At 38.6% G+C, this 15,680-nt stretch carries 17 protein-coding genes; 5 read left to right on the top strand and 12 right to left on the bottom strand.

Annotated elements, in window-relative coordinates; all coding sequences use genetic code 11:
- Positions 1-67: 67 nt before the first annotated feature.
- Both G8761_RS16340 and rnz read right to left on the bottom strand, forming a co-directional pair.
- Complete coding sequence (locus G8761_RS16340; protein WP_166028562.1) at positions 68-616, bottom strand: histidine phosphatase family protein; 549 nt, start codon at positions 614-616, stop codon at positions 68-70.
- A gap of 21 nt (positions 617-637) precedes the next feature.
- Entirely contained in the window at positions 638-1,555 is a 918-nt protein-coding gene (rnz, locus tag G8761_RS16345; protein WP_166028564.1) for a ribonuclease Z, read from the bottom strand.
- Between the two features lie 215 nt (positions 1,556-1,770).
- On the opposite strand from rnz, the gene zwf reads away from it, so the two are divergent.
- Positions 1,771-3,273 carry a glucose-6-phosphate dehydrogenase gene (zwf, locus tag G8761_RS16350; protein ID WP_166028566.1) on the top strand — a complete coding sequence of 501 codons (1,503 nt, stop codon included), beginning with the start codon at positions 1,771-1,773 and terminating at the stop codon, positions 3,271-3,273.
- A gap of 177 nt (positions 3,274-3,450) precedes the next feature.
- Complete coding sequence (locus tag G8761_RS16355) at positions 3,451-3,849, top strand: DoxX family protein (protein WP_166028567.1); 399 nt, start codon at positions 3,451-3,453, stop codon at positions 3,847-3,849.
- Between the two features lie 235 nt (positions 3,850-4,084).
- Here the strand turns inward: G8761_RS16355 and G8761_RS16360 are convergent, their stop codons facing one another.
- From G8761_RS16360 to tatC, 4 genes are all read right to left on the bottom strand, one after another.
- On the bottom strand, positions 4,085-5,800 hold the full coding sequence (locus tag G8761_RS16360; RefSeq protein ID WP_166028570.1) for a GMC family oxidoreductase: 1,716 nt from the start codon (positions 5,798-5,800) through the stop codon (positions 4,085-4,087).
- Between the two features lie 61 nt (positions 5,801-5,861).
- Positions 5,862-6,632, bottom strand: a complete 771-nt coding sequence (locus G8761_RS16365; protein ID WP_338000977.1) for a gluconate 2-dehydrogenase subunit 3 family protein — start codon at positions 6,630-6,632, stop codon at positions 5,862-5,864.
- A 92-nt stretch (positions 6,633-6,724) separates the two neighbouring features.
- Positions 6,725-6,919: a twin-arginine translocase TatA/TatE family subunit gene (tatA, locus tag G8761_RS16370; protein WP_166028574.1), complete on the bottom strand. Its 195-nt coding sequence runs from the start codon at positions 6,917-6,919 to the stop codon at positions 6,725-6,727.
- Between the two features lie 115 nt (positions 6,920-7,034).
- The gene (tatC, locus tag G8761_RS16375) at positions 7,035-7,793 is read right to left on the bottom strand and encodes a twin-arginine translocase subunit TatC (protein ID WP_166028576.1); all 759 of its coding nucleotides are present in this window, start codon (positions 7,791-7,793) and stop codon (positions 7,035-7,037) included.
- Positions 7,794-7,974: 181 nt separating this feature from the next.
- On the opposite strand from tatC, the gene G8761_RS16380 reads away from it, so the two are divergent.
- Both G8761_RS16380 and G8761_RS16385 read left to right on the top strand, forming a co-directional pair.
- Complete coding sequence (locus G8761_RS16380) at positions 7,975-8,235, top strand: hypothetical protein (protein WP_166028578.1); 261 nt, start codon at positions 7,975-7,977, stop codon at positions 8,233-8,235.
- A 26-nt stretch (positions 8,236-8,261) separates the two neighbouring features.
- Positions 8,262-8,609 carry a c-type cytochrome gene (locus G8761_RS16385; protein WP_166028580.1) on the top strand — a complete coding sequence of 116 codons (348 nt, stop codon included), beginning with the start codon at positions 8,262-8,264 and terminating at the stop codon, positions 8,607-8,609.
- A 208-nt stretch (positions 8,610-8,817) separates the two neighbouring features.
- Here G8761_RS16385 and G8761_RS16390 read toward each other — a convergent pair whose 3' ends face one another.
- Positions 8,818-9,513, bottom strand: a complete 696-nt coding sequence (locus G8761_RS16390; RefSeq protein ID WP_166028582.1) for an HAD-IA family hydrolase — start codon at positions 9,511-9,513, stop codon at positions 8,818-8,820.
- Positions 9,514-9,615: 102 nt separating this feature from the next.
- Here G8761_RS16390 and G8761_RS16395 point away from each other — a divergent pair, with 102 nt between their 5' ends.
- Positions 9,616-9,948: a hypothetical protein gene (locus tag G8761_RS16395; RefSeq protein WP_166028584.1), complete on the top strand. Its 333-nt coding sequence runs from the start codon at positions 9,616-9,618 to the stop codon at positions 9,946-9,948.
- Between the two features lie 59 nt (positions 9,949-10,007).
- Here the strand turns inward: G8761_RS16395 and gndA are convergent, their stop codons facing one another.
- The 5 genes from gndA to G8761_RS16420 all read right to left on the bottom strand — a co-directional run bounded on the left by gndA (position 10,008) and on the right by G8761_RS16420 (position 15,527).
- A complete protein-coding gene (gndA, locus tag G8761_RS16400) occupies positions 10,008-11,417 on the bottom strand; it encodes an NADP-dependent phosphogluconate dehydrogenase (RefSeq protein ID WP_166028586.1) in 1,410 nt (469 codons plus the stop codon).
- A 72-nt stretch (positions 11,418-11,489) separates the two neighbouring features.
- Entirely contained in the window at positions 11,490-12,776 is a 1,287-nt protein-coding gene (locus G8761_RS16405) for a DNA polymerase IV (protein ID WP_166028588.1), read from the bottom strand.
- A gap of 52 nt (positions 12,777-12,828) precedes the next feature.
- Positions 12,829-13,677 (bottom strand): P-loop NTPase family protein, encoded by an 849-nt coding sequence (locus G8761_RS16410; protein WP_166028590.1) that lies wholly within the window; start codon positions 13,675-13,677, stop codon positions 12,829-12,831.
- Between the two features lie 80 nt (positions 13,678-13,757).
- Entirely contained in the window at positions 13,758-14,225 is a 468-nt protein-coding gene (locus G8761_RS16415; protein ID WP_166028593.1) for a chemotaxis protein CheW, read from the bottom strand.
- 180 nt (positions 14,226-14,405) lie between these two features.
- A complete protein-coding gene (locus tag G8761_RS16420) occupies positions 14,406-15,527 on the bottom strand; it encodes a M20/M25/M40 family metallo-hydrolase (protein ID WP_166028738.1) in 1,122 nt (373 codons plus the stop codon).
- Positions 15,528-15,680: the final 153 nt, after the last annotated feature.

Consider the following 15,680-nt stretch of genomic DNA (forward strand, 5'->3'; position numbering starts at 1 on the left):
TTTAAGAAAAAACCTGTCGAATTTTGCAATCTATTTGGTCACTTTGAAAACCTTCCATGGTTACATTTTAAATCTGCTCATCCCAAATTCGGTTCAGCACAGTTTGTTCTGAAGAAACTACTACTTCAAACACGTCTGGATTAATCATTTCCATTAGCTGATCGAATCCGAAGCTGTCATTGAAATAACGAAGCAAAAGAACAGTCATATTCCCATGGCTTACAAGGACTATATGATGATCTTCAGATTCAAGGACTTCCTCAAGGATAGAAACTGCCCTTTTCATTCCGTCCGCGTTGCACTCGCCACCCTCAAAAATCATATCGAAATCATCAAAGCTTTGCTTTAGCCCTTCCTGCCAGTTTTCAAGCTGATAGCCGCACAGGACGCGTTCAGAAAGGCGGGTGTCCTCAATGACTTTAATTCCCTTTTGGTTTGCTGTTGGGACAATTGTATCCACTGCACGAATAAAGGGGCTGGAGTATATTCGTTCCACCTTTTTATTTTTAAAGAAATCAACAAGCTTTTCAGCCTGTTCCTTCCCAATCTCAGTTAAGGGTGCAGACGCTTCCTGCCCTTCTGCCTTCGCATGCCTAACAAGGTAAACAGTTTTCAAAGGTTGCCCTCCTCCTTATTTTTATGGCAAATGAAATTCTTTATAATCCTCTGCTATTTCTGTATTAAGGAAAATATCCCTGGCCTCATTTAATAACTCCTGGGATGATTGCTTGTCGTAGCGGGAACTAATGTGAGTCAGGCACAGCCTTTTTGCTCCTGCCTTAAGTGCGGTTTCTGCGGCCTGGATATTCGTGCTATGATAATATTCCCTTGCAAGCTTTGCTTCATCTTTTGAAAATGTAGCTTCATGCACAAGAAAGTCCGCATCTCTTGCCAATTCTACAGCATTTTGGCAAACTCTTGTGTCTCCGAGTATGGCTAATACCATTCCTTTTTGTTCCGGTCCAACGAAGTCCTTTGGATTGATAATGGTTCCATCCTCTAATGTTACTGTTTCCCCTGCTTTAATTTTTTTATAAATAGGACCCGGTGAAACGCCAGCTTCTGTTAGTTTGTCTGCGAGAAGTGTTCCTCGCTTGTCCTTTTCAACAACCCTATATCCATAGGAAGGAATTCCATGCTCCAACAGTTTAGCCTCTACTTTAAATTGGCTGTCTTCAAAAACGGTTCCTTCTTCTATCTCAACGACTTTAAGGGGGTATTTTAAATATGTCTGACTTACATTAAGACTTATTCTAATGTATGAGTCAATCCCTTTTGGCCCATATACAGTTACTTCTGTATCTCCTCCCTGAAAGGCCCGGCTCGATAAAAGCCCCGGAAGGCCGTAAATGTGGTCACCATGAAGATGCGTTACGAAGATTTTTTCAATTCTTCTAGGCTTAATTGATGTATGCAATATTTGATGCTGCGTTGCCTCCCCGCAGTCAAAAAGCCAAACTGATCCCCGTTCCTCCAATAATTTAAGAGCAATAGAGGTAACATTGCGAAGCTTCGCCGGCACTCCTGCTCCAGTTCCCAGAAAAAAGATATCCAATAAAACCACCCCGATTCTTTACCTTTAAAATGGCATTTATTTTACTATACCATAACCTTTTCAATGGATATGAATCGTTAATTTTGCAAACAACTACATTATTGCGTATTATTTGCGAAATCCTGTCGAAACAGATAAAATTTTGTATTTGTACAGGTATGAAAATAATAGCAATTACATAAAGATAATTTATTTTGAAAAGAGGTCTTTATAACGTGAATAAAAGCGGAAACCCAACTTCATTAATAATGATATTTGGAGCAACTGGCGACCTTGCCAAAAGGAAGCTGTTTCCTTCACTTTACAGATTGTTTGAAAAAGGGAGCCTTACAGATCAGTTTGCAGTTGTCGGTGTGGCCAGAAGGCCCCTGACCAATGAGGAGTTTCAGACATCAGTTAAGGATTCGGTCTTAACTGCATTAGGTAAAGATGCCAATATCGATGAATTTGTATCCCATTTTTATTATCATTCCCATGATGTCACAGATTCAAGTTCATATGTTACTTTGAAAACTATGGCTGCCGGACTGGATGAAAAATATAATATTGGCGGAAATCGTATTTTCTATCTCGCTATGGCCCCTGAGTTCTTTGGAACAATTGCCTTGCATTTAAAATCCGATGGCTTAACAGATGTAAAAGGTTTTAAACGGCTTGTTATCGAAAAGCCATTTGGGCATGACCTTGAATCTGCAAAGGAATTAAATGAGCAAATTCGTACTGCTTTTTCTGAAGAAGAGGTTTATCGTATTGACCATTATCTTGGAAAAGAAATGGTACGTAATATAGAAGTGATCCGTTTTGCAAATGCCATCTTTGAACCACTTTGGAACAACCGCTATATTTCAAACATCCAAATCACTTCCAGTGAGACACTAGGTGTCGAAGAGCGCGGCCGCTATTACGAAACAAGCGGTGCGTTAAGGGACATGGTTCAAAATCATATGATGCAAATGGTTGCCCTTCTTGCAATGGAACCTCCAATCCGTCTGACGGACGAGGAAATCCGTTCCGAAAAGGTAAAGGTTCTTCGTGCCTTAAGGATGCCTGAAGGTGAACAAATTAAGGATTATTTTGTCCGAGGCCAGTATGGCAAAGGTACAGTTAATGGTGAGGAATTGCCTGGATACCGTGAGGAACAGATGGTTAATCCTGAATCAAACACTGAAACCTATGTAGCGGCAAAGCTAATGATAGATAATTTCCGCTGGGCCGGAGTTCCTATTTATATTCGTACGGGTAAAAGATTAACAACTAAATCAACGAAAATTGTCATTCAATTTAAAGATATACCTATGAACTTGTACTATCAGACGGATAAAGAATTAAACCCAAATCTTCTGGTTATCCATATTCAACCAGATGAAGGCATAACCCTTCACCTTAATGCCAAAAAAGCAGGACAGCACTTGGATGCTACTGAGGTTAAATTAAGCTATGCCAACAGCGGTATTAACGGAATGAATACTCCTGAAGCATATGAAAAACTTTTGGATGATTGCATGCACGGTGATGCAACCAACTTTACCCACTGGGATGAAGTAGCCCTTTCATGGAGTTTTGTAGACAATATTTCTGAGGTTTGGGAAAATACCAAGGAAGAAAGCTACCCGAACTATGAGGCGGGCTCAAAAGGGCCAAAAGCCGCAGATGAGCTTCTTGAAAAAGATGGCTTCTTCTGGTGGCCAATTATGGAGCTTGATGTTGACAAATGTTAAGGAAAAGGATAAACAGATATCTATAAAAGAAATCTGAATTAAATTGTCCTGGGAATTTAGTACATCTATTCCTCTCTGTTTCCTGCAGAGGGGAATTTTTTTCCCTGCATAATGCATTATCTCTTCTCTTTTATGAGATCTAGAATAAGTCTAAATTTTAATGAAAGAAGGATTACAATGGCTGATTTAGGGCTTCTAATTATACGTTTGGTAATCGGTATTACTTTTTTTGGGCATGGAGCGCAAAAACTGTTTGGCTGGTTTGGCGGTCCGGGCCCGACAGATTTTGGAAACTGGTTAGGATCCATTGGAATTAAGTCCGGCGGTAAGACTTTTGCGATTCTTGCCGGTCTTTTTGAATTTGTGGGCGGCCTATTATTTGCAGCCGGCTTGATTACATGGCTTGGTGCTGTGCTTATTGCAATCGTTATGATTGACGCAATCTTCACCGTTCATGGAAAAAACGGGTACTGGATAACAAATGGAGGCTTTGAATACAATTTAGTGCTTATTGCAGCAGTTATAGGAGTTGCTTTAATTGGACCAGGCGATTATGTTCTGATTTATAAGCCATAAGTATGAAAAGTGAGAATCTTTGCTTAGGGAACAATTGTAAGTGCAATCCTCTACGGTATATCAGAGCTTTCCAACTAAACATTATAAAGATCTTCCTTAAAAGAAAAATAACTTCTTCGATTGCTGCAATTTACTCATCATAAGTATTACAAAAGAATTCCCTGCCCCATTTCGGGCAGGGAATATATAGTTGAAATTTATGAAGAAATGTATCAGTATCATCAGATTAAAATGGTTATACGAGTGATCCGCCCTGCTTCAAATACTTGGCGATACCTTCAGCTGCCCTATAAGTTAGAGCACCTACTGTACCTGTTGGGTTCAAACCACTGTTATGTGCGAAAGCACTTGCTCCAGGAACAAACACGTTCTCACAATCCCACATTTGAAGATAGCTGTTCAGAGCACTAGTTTCTGGGTCTGCACCCATGATAACTCCACCTGTATTATGAGTAGATTGGTATTTACGCAAATCATAATCTCCAACTTTTTGACCGCCTACGAGAACTTCCTTGGCACCCATTTGTTTTACAATTTCTCCAGCTTTTTGACCAATAAATTTAGCTAAATTACGGTCCTGATCCTTCCAGTTAAAAGTCATACGGAGTAACGGATCACCGAATGCATCCCTATAGGTAGGATCTAAATCTAAGTAGTTATCACGGAATGGAAGTGAAGCTCCTTGGCCGGAAATAAAGATGCTTCGGTTCGCGTATTCAACAGATTTATCTTTGAACTCTTTACCCCATGCAGGTGTGCCTTCTGGTACCGCATTGTTCATGATTGGACGATTTCCAAGCTGCTGTAAACGAATATTTGCACCGTGTAAGAAATCAAGTTTTGAGTGATCAAAGTAATCGCCATTATAATCATCAAGATTGGAACCAAGTGCTCCTGCACCGCCGTACATATTGAATTTCTCGTCAAAGAAACCAGTGGCGCCACCGTAGTTCATCTGATAAGCATAGTTTTTACCGATAACACCTTTTCCAGTAACAGGATCGTAAGGACGACCAAGTTTAGAGTTAAGCAGAAGCTTAACGTTGTTAAGTACATATGCACTCACTACAACAACATCTGCTGGCTGAATGAATTCTTCGCCAGTAGTGATGTCTGTATAAAGCACACCAGTTGCCTTACCATCTTTATGAAGGACGCGACGAACAACAGAGTGGGTACGTACATCAAATTTATTTGTCGCTTTTGCTACTGGAATCACGGTTACAACTGGATCCGCCTTCGCACCATATTCACATCCAAAACGTTCACAAAATCCACAATATTGACACGCTCCACGCTTGATACCATCTGGATTTGTGTATGTCTCTGATAAGTTATTTGAAGGCATTTGATATGGATGCAGACCCAACTCTTTAGCTGCCTTTTTAAATAACTTAATAGGAGGAGTCTCCATCGATGGCTTCGTCGGATATTTTACTTGTGGTGAACCTGGAAGAGGGTTCGGTTCACCCGAAACACCAGACATTTCATGCCATTTATTAAAATATGGTTCTAATTCTTTATATGTAATTCCCCAGTCTTGGATCATCATTCCCTCTGGAATTTTTCCTTTACCATAACGTTCCACGGTCTTAGAATAAATTTCAAAATCATACGGTAAAAAGTTGTATAATTGTCCGTTCCAGTGAACACCAGAACCACCAAGACCATCTCCTAATAAGAATGATCCCCACTCACGGTAAGGAAGTGCACGTTTTTTCACATTATGACGAACAGTCAATGTTTCTTTAGATAAATCCTGCATCATCTCATAGCGTTCACTATATCTAAGTTCATCGTGAACCATAAAATAATCATTAGTAGAACGTTCTTTACCACGTTCAAGTCCTACTACGTTATAACCAGCTTTTGTAAGTTCAGCAGCAACGATACCACCGGCCCAACCAACTCCGACTAGAACGATATCTGTTTTTGGAAGTGTCTTTGCCATTTTGGTTAATCACCTTTCATTTGTGTGTTAATAGATATATTTGAGCAATCTCTTGTAAACCTTACATTGAATGTTGCGAATTTAATGCCTTAGGTTCAATCTTCTGGAAGTCCTTATCTAGAACATTCACATAGCTGCCTTGGTGCCCAGGGAATTCTTTCATTTTCCATCCAGCCATATCTTTGTTACCGCCATACATTGGATCAGCATAAGCACCCTCTATGGTCACTTTACGCAGCAATGAAAAGAAAAAGCCTGAAGTAGCAGCTCCTTTAATATTCACTTTATTTGCTTCAAAATCTTTTAAAATCTCAATCTGCTGTTCTTCTTTCAATTCATTGAATTTGGATTTAAAGCGTTTGGCTGCTTCATCATTTAAAGCTTTGATACCCAGTGTCATTACTTCTTTTCTCGTTAAATGAGTTTGATACCCTAATTCCGGAGTGGCTTCGCCTGGATAGAACGGGCCGGTCATATACTCTCTTGAATTATTACCAAAAGTTCCTGCCATTTGGTGATCAATATAATAACCAACTAATAGTTCTTTTGCTCCTGGACCAACATCAGTTTTAGGAAAGATTTGTTCAGCAGCAGCCTCAACTACTTTGAATTCATCGGGAGTGAAAAACATTAAAGCTTTGTTTGGATTTTGTGCCATCTCGTGCATCATTGGGGCTGACGCTTGCTCTGTTTTTGTCATAGGTTTTTTCCCCAATAAGCTGCCTACTGCTCCACCTACAATTAGACCACCGAGCGTTAATCCCGAATTCTTCATAAAAGTCCGTCTAGTGTTGTCTTCAATCCCGTTTAATTTTTTTTCGTTAATTGACACAAAAAAACCCCATTTCATAATAAAACTCATTCAAAATTCTATTTCTTATCCTTTTTTTGAGTCTCACAGATTTATAAATCCATCAAAAAACATTAATTCTTTTTATTTTTATCTTCATCTTCAAAAGGTTCCTTAACATCATTAACAATATCTCTTGTGGACTTTTTGAATTCACGAAGTGTATCACCAACGGCTTTACCGAGTTGTGGTAATTTTGATGGGCCAAATAAAATTAATGCAAGTACTAGAATGATTATAAGTCCTGGAACTCCTATTGAACTTAACATAATGATTTTCCTCCTTTAAAATATGACTCTGTGATAATGCACTAAAGACTGGTATCCAAATTTTATTAACCGTAGGATTTGTTCGATTTGAAAATGGTGTTTGCCTACCACACTTTTATTTGTAAGATCCCATCTGAAATTTAACTCTTTTTTTATAAATCCATTTTGAACATAGAATACTAACCTCATAGAGAATGAGTAATGGAATACTAAATATAAAATCCGAAATAAAATCAGGAGGAGTAATTATGACCGCCATAGTCACCAATACAAAATAGGCTGCCTTTCTTATCTTTGTTAAAAATAGTGGATTTACCAAACCAATCTTAGTCAGAAACACAATGATAACAGGCATTTCAAACATGAGGCTTACAGGTAAAATAATACCGAACATCATCTTGAAATACTGAGTGATTCCATAAGTTTCCGTAGCACCAATCGATTGATTTATATTAGATAAGAATCGAATCATCATAGGGAATAATACAAAATAGCTAAAGCTTACCCCTAAAATAAATAAGAAAAACGTGATTGGAATAAAGACATACGCACCTTTTTTTTCTTCAACAGTTAACCCAGGCTTTACAAATAGCCAAGTTTGATGCATGGCAACAGGTAATGTGACTAGTATGGCAACAACAAGAGCACATTTAAAATAAATAGCAATTCCATCTGCAAATCCAAATACATTCCACTCTATGTTAACTGCCGAAGGCTGCGTTTTAATAAACTGTAAAATCGTTGGAGATACAACAAAGCCTGCTATTAAAGAAAGGATTAAAAACAATAGTACGATAATAATCCGCTTTCTTAATTCTGTTAGATGTGCAATAAGTACTTGTTCTTGTTCCTGTTGAGTTTTTGCCTGTTCCATAATTAAATTTCTCACACCCCTTTTTTATTCGAATAAAAACTTGTATAATAAATTTCGTTAACCTAAACAAACAAAAACTAGTATACGCTAAGGATGTCAAAAAAACACTACTTTTGTCACAAAATGTTCAAAAATAATTATTCTGAAAAAACTAACCATATTTCTTTAGAGGAGTAAAATCATGACCACTCATATAAAAACTGAATTATCTTCACTAAGTGAGCTCTTTTTATCTTTATTGTTAACCGCCTGCCTAGGAGTTTATTGTGTGAAATCCTTTGATTCGTTTCCCTGGTTTGCTTTTATCGGTGCTCCAATTGGTTTAGCAGTCATTGTGGCTTGCTGGGAACGAAAAAAAAACCAATGGACCCTTTTTGTCGTTGGTTTAATCATAAACACTATTGTTTGGTCAATCGTCTTTAATTGGCCTTCTTTTTTCTAAAAACTAAATAATCTTAGGAGATTCATATGAAAAAAACACCCATGATAACCTTATTTAATATTATTCTCGCAGGATGTCTCGTATTTCTGCTATTCTTTTACGAAGGTCCTAAAAAGTCACAACCTGCTTCCGGTGAAACGGCTTCAGCTTCATCAGGAAATGCAAAGGACATTGTAAGTAAAAACTGTATGACGTGCCATGGCGATCAATTACAAGGTGGAGCTGGACCAGCTTTAAATAAAATTGGTTCGAAGTATAAACAAAATGAAATAGAAAATATTATAAAAAATGGTAAAAATGGCAGGATGCCTGCAGGAGTTATTTCAGGTAATGATGTGACAGTTGTAGCTAAATGGCTATCAGAGAAAAAGTAAAACTTATACCTAGAAAAAGAAATGCCTTTACACTTTGGGTAACGGCATTTCTTTTTTCCTTGTTAGTCACCACTTTTTACAGCACCATCGTTCATCATTAGCTGCTCTATCTTAATATAATTCCTGGCTTTCAAATGCTTCTTTGATTAAATTCACAGGATGATGAAACCTGTAAACATTCTGATCCTTCAAAATGCAAATTTGTTTTCTATAATAACAGAAGAATTTCTTCTAAAGAATTTACCTCTCCCAGAGGTTTATAGTTTGTGATAGGCTTTCTATGGCGATGGTTGAACCAGATTGATTTCCATCCAGCCCTGGCTGGCCCTACAACATCATTAGTCCACGAGTCACCGATATAAAGCATCTCGTGGGAAAGACATTTTGTCCTTCTTGCCGCTTCTTCAAATATTTCAGGTTCTGGCTTAGCTGTTCCTATTTCGTCCGAAACAAAGATTAATTCTTTTTGAAAGAAATCTGTAAGACGAAGTTTATATATTTTATTCCACTGATGCTTGATCGGACCGTTTGTAATAATTCCAATGGTGTACCCTTTTCTTTTCAAAGCGTTTAACAGTTCAGGTACTTCTGGAAACAGCTCAAGCTCCTTCAGCCGTTCTTCGTATTGGTCCTGAAACCGCATTGCATCCTCAACTGTTATTAGTATCCCCAATCTTTTTAACGCAAGAATTATCCTCTCAATTCTCATTTTTTCTAAAGATAACCTATTATCACTGTACGCTTCCCAAAGCTCGTCGCTTGCCTCCCTGAATTTTTTGTAAGCATCCTCAATATCAATAGATTTATTTACTTCAAGGAAAACATCCTTTAATGCCTGATTAAACGGCTTTAGGTGGTCATGCAAGGTATCATCTAAATCAAAAAATATTGCTTTAATCTTCACTTTAACTTCCCCCTATCTATATATAATCCTAAATTTGCGCCGAAAAAGCCTCTTAAAATATCAAATTTATGGTAGAATTACCATAAAAGGGGATGATGTAATTTGAAGAAGGCAATTATTATTTTATTTGTTTTATTTATAGAGGCATTGCTCACCTATTTAGTATCAGACAAGCTTTCTGTTCGTTTTATTGAGATTATGTTTTTTGCCGGTATTGTATTTTCTCTAATCACTTTTTGGTTTTCAAGCAGCGGCGGTGCTGTAACAAGATATATTGATACACACACCAGCGCTGAGACTGGCCTTATCCAAAACTATCAGCCGCTTAAGTTTAACCGGGGGCCATTTTTTAATGCTTCCGTTATCTTTACTATAATAGGACTTGTTTTCTTCATTTTGCTTTTAGCTGGAATTATTCCGCCAGAAACCAAATAGAATGTCCCCAACCTATATAAAAAGTGTGCCCTTTTTCATCAAGGGCACACTTTTTGCTTTTATTCCATCCAATTAGTATGGAAGATACCTTCTTTATCAGTCCGCTGATAAGTATGGGCTCCGAAATAATCTCTCTGTGCCTGCAGCAGATTTGCCGGAAGAACAGCCGTCCTGTAGCTGTCATAGTAAGCGAGGGCAGCAGAGAAGCATGGAACCGGGATACCATTTTGAACGGCAGTTCCAATGATTTCCCTTAGGGCACCTTGGTATTCCTCTGCAATTTCCTTAAAATAAGGATCAAGAAGCAGGTTTTTTAACCCTGGCTCCCTATCATAGGCATCCTTTATTTTTTGAAGGAATTGAGCTCGGATAATACAGCCTCCACGGAAAATCATCGCAATTTCACCATACTGCAAATCCCATCCGTATTCCTCAGATGCTGATCTCATTTGGGCGAATCCCTGTGCATAAGAACAAATTTTGCTGAAGTAAAGAGCCTTTCGAACAGATTCTACAATTGCTTCTTTTTCTCCACTGTAATCCGAAGCTTTTGGACCAGTCAAAACCTTGCTAGCCTGAACCCTCTCTTCCTTCATGGCTGATATAAAACGGGCAAAAACTGACTCAGTAATAATCGGCAGTGGTACTCCCAGATCAAGAGCACTTTGGCTTGTCCATTTACCAGTTCCTTTTTGTCCAGCAGTATCTAGAATCATATCAACCAGTGGCTTCCCGGTTTCTTCATCTATTTTAGTAAAAATATCAGCAGTAATTTCAATAAGATAGCTGTCAAGTTCTCCCTTGTTCCATTCGGAGAACACAGAGTGAAGCTCGCTGGCATTTAGACCAAGCACGTTTTTCAATAGAAAATATGCTTCTGAGATAAGCTGCATATCACCATATTCAATTCCGTTATGCACCATTTTCACATAATGGCCTGCTCCATCCGGTCCGATATATGTTGTACAAGGTTCATCATTCACCTTTGCTGCGATGTCCTTAAAAATTGGCGCTACTAAATCATAGGCTTCCCTTTGGCCCCCTGGCATGATAGATGGTCCATGAAGAGCACCCTCCTCTCCACCGGATACTCCAGTTCCAATAAAGTGGAATCCAAGCTCGCTCAATTCCTTGTTTCGCCTCTGTGTATCTACAAAAAATGTATTCCCTCCATCAATTAAAATATCTCCCTTATCTAGGTGAGGTTTTAATTGTTCGATTGTAGCATCCGTTGCTGCCCCGGCTTTTACCATTAATAAGATTTTTCGGGGGGACTCAAGTGAATCGACAAACTCCTCAACCGAATAGGTAGGGAAAATTTGTTTTCCTTCCGATTCTTTCATCATTTCGTCTGTTTTTTCACGCGAACGATTATAAACCGATACTGTATAACCTCTGCTTTCAATATTGAATGCAAGATTTTTCCCCATTACTGCTAAACCGACAACACCAATTTGCTGTTTTGTCATTCTTCAACATCCTTTCGATTTGGGAGTTCTGACTCGTTAAATATTTAAGAAGAGATCATTAATGACTGGCTTTTATTCAGTTTCATTATTTTCTCCATTTTTTTGTGGAAAAGAACGGAGAAAATCTTTATTGAAGCTTGTTTCAGTGCCAATGCTTCCGGATGGGTCCTTACTATGCGATCCGACATTTTCTATGATATTCTTCCCGTATTTTTCCCGAAGTATCGAAACTGTTTTCAATAATGGTTCTTTTTTTGCCTCCTTCTCAAATGAGAAGATATCAAGCTGTTTAACTGCATGGTCATAATCGATTAAGTCACTGCCAGTAATTCCGAGAAGTCGAATTGGGTTCCCATTCCAGTTTTTCAGGAGCATTTGTTTTGCCAAGGCTGAAATCTCGTGCTCCTTGCTGACCGGGTTAGTGAGCTTTTTACTGCGAGTAATAGTTTTTCTGTCCTTGTACCTTATTGTAATACCCAGACTTGAAGCTACTACATTTTTTCTTTTTAAACGTACCGATACCTTCTCTGCAAGCATGTCCATAACCTTGAATAATTCCTTTTGATTCGTTTCATCCTTCGGAAGAGTTGTAGAATTTCCAATGCTTTTAAAATCACTTGCAGACTCTGGATCGACCTGACGTGAATCAATTCCATTCGCCCTATCCTTTAATCGAACTCCGTTAATTCCAAGCAATGCTTTCAGTTGAATTTCATTTCCTTTAGCTAAATCTCCAATTGTTTGAATACCAATTGTTTTTAGTTTTTCAGCCGTCTTTGAACCCACCCCGTGCATTTCCCCTGAAGGAAGCGGCCAGAGGACAGAAGCAACATCACGTTTTCTAAGTACTGTTATACCCATAGGTTTTTTCATGTCCGAGGCCATTTTGGCCAAAAATTTATTGGGTGCAATCCCTATGCTGCAGGGAAGATCCAGCTGTTCTTTAACTCTGTTTTGAATGGAACGAGCGATTTCCAATGGACTTCCCAATTCATAACTCTCGGTTATATCAAGGTATCCTTCGTCAATGGAAACAGGCTCAACCATTTCTGTGTATTGTCTTAAAATCTCGAACATGCCAAGTGAAGCTGCTCTGTACCGTTCAAAATTTGGTTTTTTTACAATTAATTGCGGACACAATTTTTTTGCTTCCCAAAGTGGCATAGTAGTCTTTACCCCAAATTTCCGGGCTTCATAGCTGCAAGTAACAATTATTCCCCTGCGTTCTTCGACATTTCCGGCTATTGCAAGGGGCTTACCCTTCAGTGTTGGGTCATAAGCCATCTCCACTGAAGCATAAAAACTATTCATATCCACATGTAAAATAACCCTTCCGTTTTTCGGATACATCTCTTTCATAAAGTGGCACTTCCTTGGCTCAAACTACCTTAAATTTTAGCAAAACTTTCTATCAGGATAAAGTAAACGGAGTGTTCAAAGCTTCGTTAAGGATTCCAGATAATCGCTCTTTATGGTTTTCTTGATTAAATAGAGAGTTATCTAGTTTAACCTTTTTTATATTCAGGCTTTCAAAGATTTTCTTTTCAAGTTCCTTCCTTGCCTTTAAAACTGCCAAGGTACCCTCAAGACCATGGACACCATTTTTAAGCCCGTATCCCTGGCTGGTATAATAATGGTTAAAGCCTTCATACCACTCGGACGGCCTTTCCTGAATCGCCTTTTTAAAAGACCTTTCTATATCCTGCTGATCGACATATATCAATAATGGATTTAGCGGTTCAATTATGGTTGCTAATTCATCAATATAATTTAAAACTGCCTCATTTGCTTCTCCATGCTTCACCATTCCTGTAGTCACAGGATTTTGGATAAAACAGCACTCAAAAATATAGATTTTATCTTCGTTCAGGGCTTTTGCAGTAAAGCCCTGCCACTTTTGTGTTATCAGTCGGACATGCTGTTTAAATGGAAGCTCATATATATCCTTTTTAGATAAGTGTTCCGATAGTTCCTTGGGAAATAATTTAGCCTCCATCATTTTTTTATAATGAACAACCCAGCCCCCTTCCTTTTGTGAACTATAGCCCTGAAGATCCGAGATCTCTTCTTTTAGTATGGATGCGTATTCTTCTTTACTTAAAAAGGCAGCCCCTTCGTAGTCGGCTGGATGATTAAAATCTCCTTCTAAAAATAATTCCGCGGAAAAACCCTTTTCCGCCAAAATTCCCTTTGCTATCTTTGCTGTTGTCGATTTTCCTGACCCCGGCAGCCCTTCGATAAGGATTAGTTTTGCATCCACATGCATTCCCCCCAATTTCTATTTATTTTTTTATTCTACTAAGATCGCAAATTAACCTTTTGATTTTAAAAAGCCGCCTTCTATTGGCGGCTTTGCATATATTCTTTCACTTGATTTACACCTTCGATGGAATCTGCAAGAAGCGCTGGATTCAAAACAGTAATTAACCGATGATTAAGATTGGCAATACCCGCTAAATAGGCAGTTTTAGGCGAAGCTAGAAAACTAACCTGTTTAAGGTTATCAGACGGGATATCAATAATTTCTTTTGCCTCCCCTACCAGAGCACCATATGAAAATTCTCCAGCCTGCAATACAATTAAACGGCTTGAGTCATTAAGAGATAGCGCCCGGTGATAAAGAATGTCTTCTAAGTCAAGTACGGGTATAAGTTCATCCCTAACCTCGACAATTCCTTTTACGTAAGAGGGCAAGTGAGGAATTGGAGTTACCTCCTCCAGCTTTTCAATTGATATAACATTTTCAATTGGCAGTGCATATTCCTCATTTTCGATTTGAAAAACCACCGCTTTTGTCGTTTCATTCATGTCAAAAGTTCCCTTCCTTTTTGCCAGCGGGCTTGTTTGCATTATGTATTACTATTAATATAGCATGACTTATACATAAGAAGAAGAAAAATATGCAAAGATTGGAAGCTACTTGAATGTTAGAAGAAATAAGATAAAAAAAAAGAAGAACCCTCAGTTAGGCTCTTCTTTCAGTCGATCTTATTGATTAGCTACTTCCTCAATGATCGCTAAGACCATTTCCCCGAGCTTGTATAATTCTTCAACAGGCATACGCTCATTTGTTGTGTGGATTTCTTCATAACCAACAGCAAGGTTAACGGTTGGAATGCCAAAGCCGGCAATTACGTTGGCATCACTGCCGCCACCGCTCTTTTGAAGCTCGCAGCTTCGCCCAATTTTAGCCGCCGCTTTACGTGCTACTTCAACGACATGGTCACCTTCACCGTATTTGAATCCTGGATACATAACCTGTACATTCACTTCTGCTCTTCCACCCATTTCCTGAGCAGCAGATTCAAAAGCTTCTTTCATTTTAGCTACTTGTGCTTCCATTTTTTCAGGAACTAGTGACCTCGCTTCAGATAGGATATCAACACGGTCGCAAACGATATTAGTTTGCTGTCCGCCCTCGAAGCGTCCAATATTAGCAGTGGTTTCTTCATCAATCCGACCAAGAGGCATTCTCGCAATAGCCTTGGCAGCGATTGTAATAGCAGAAACACCCTTCTCTGGAGCAACACCTGCATGAGCAGTTTTTCCATAAATAACAGCAGCTACTTTAGCCTGTGTAGGTGCTGCAACAACCACATTTCCTACAAGACCATCACTGTCAAGAGCATAGCCATACTTCGCTGTCATTAAATTGTGAGCTAATGCTTTTGCCCCAACAAGACCTGATTCTTCACCAACAGTAATAACAAACTGGATAGTTCCGTGCGCAATATTTTGTTCTTTTAGAACTCGAATTGTCTCAAGCATTACTGAAAGGCCTGTTTTATCATCAGCGCCCAAAATAGTAGTTCCATCGGTTACTACATATCCATCCTTGATGGAAGGCTTTACTCCTCTTGCTGGAACTACTGTGTCCATATGGGAAGTAAAATAAATAGTATCTACTCCCTCTTTTGTACCCTTAAGCGTACAAACCAGGTTTCCTGCACCATGACCTGTAACAGCTGTAGTATCATCTTCAAATACATCCACACCAAGGTCAGTAAATTTTTGCTTCAGCACTTTTGCTATTTCTGTTTCATATTTTGTTTCTGAATCGATTTGGACTAACTCCAAAAATTCATTTAAAAGACGTTCCTGGTTAATCATTCTCATGATCCCTCCGTTATGTACATGTACTCGCTTTTTCAGTATACCCCTACAATAATTCTTCATCAAATGAAAGAATCGAAAATATTGGATAAAACATTTCTTTAAAAAGTGAAGTCTTTTAAAAATGCTTTGTTTAGTTGAATGTTGGTC

The organism is Neobacillus terrae (assembly GCF_011393025.1).
GTDB lineage: Bacteria > Bacillota > Bacilli > Bacillales > Cytobacillaceae > Neobacillus_A > Neobacillus_A terrae.

Coding starts and splice junctions, on each gene's coding strand:
- G8761_RS16355 (WP_166028567.1), top strand. CDS start 3,451: ATGGCTGATTTAGGGCTTCTAATTATACGTTTGGTAATCGGTATTACT.
- G8761_RS16360 (WP_166028570.1), bottom strand. CDS start 5,800: ATGGCAAAGACACTTCCAAAAACAGATATCGTTCTAGTCGGAGTTGGT.
- tatA (WP_166028574.1), bottom strand. CDS start 6,919: ATGTTAAGTTCAATAGGAGTTCCAGGACTTATAATCATTCTAGTACTT.
- tatC (WP_166028576.1), bottom strand. CDS start 7,793: ATGGAACAGGCAAAAACTCAACAGGAACAAGAACAAGTACTTATTGCA.
- G8761_RS16380 (WP_166028578.1), top strand. CDS start 7,975: ATGACCACTCATATAAAAACTGAATTATCTTCACTAAGTGAGCTCTTT.
- G8761_RS16385 (WP_166028580.1), top strand. CDS start 8,262: ATGAAAAAAACACCCATGATAACCTTATTTAATATTATTCTCGCAGGA.
- gndA (WP_166028586.1), bottom strand. CDS start 11,417: ATGACAAAACAGCAAATTGGTGTTGTCGGTTTAGCAGTAATGGGGAAA.
- G8761_RS16405 (WP_166028588.1), bottom strand. CDS start 12,776: ATGAAAGAGATGTATCCGAAAAACGGAAGGGTTATTTTACATGTGGAT.
- G8761_RS16415 (WP_166028593.1), bottom strand. CDS start 14,225: ATGAATGAAACGACAAAAGCGGTGGTTTTTCAAATCGAAAATGAGGAA.
- G8761_RS16420 (WP_166028738.1), bottom strand. CDS start 15,527: ATGATTAACCAGGAACGTCTTTTAAATGAATTTTTGGAGTTAGTCCAA.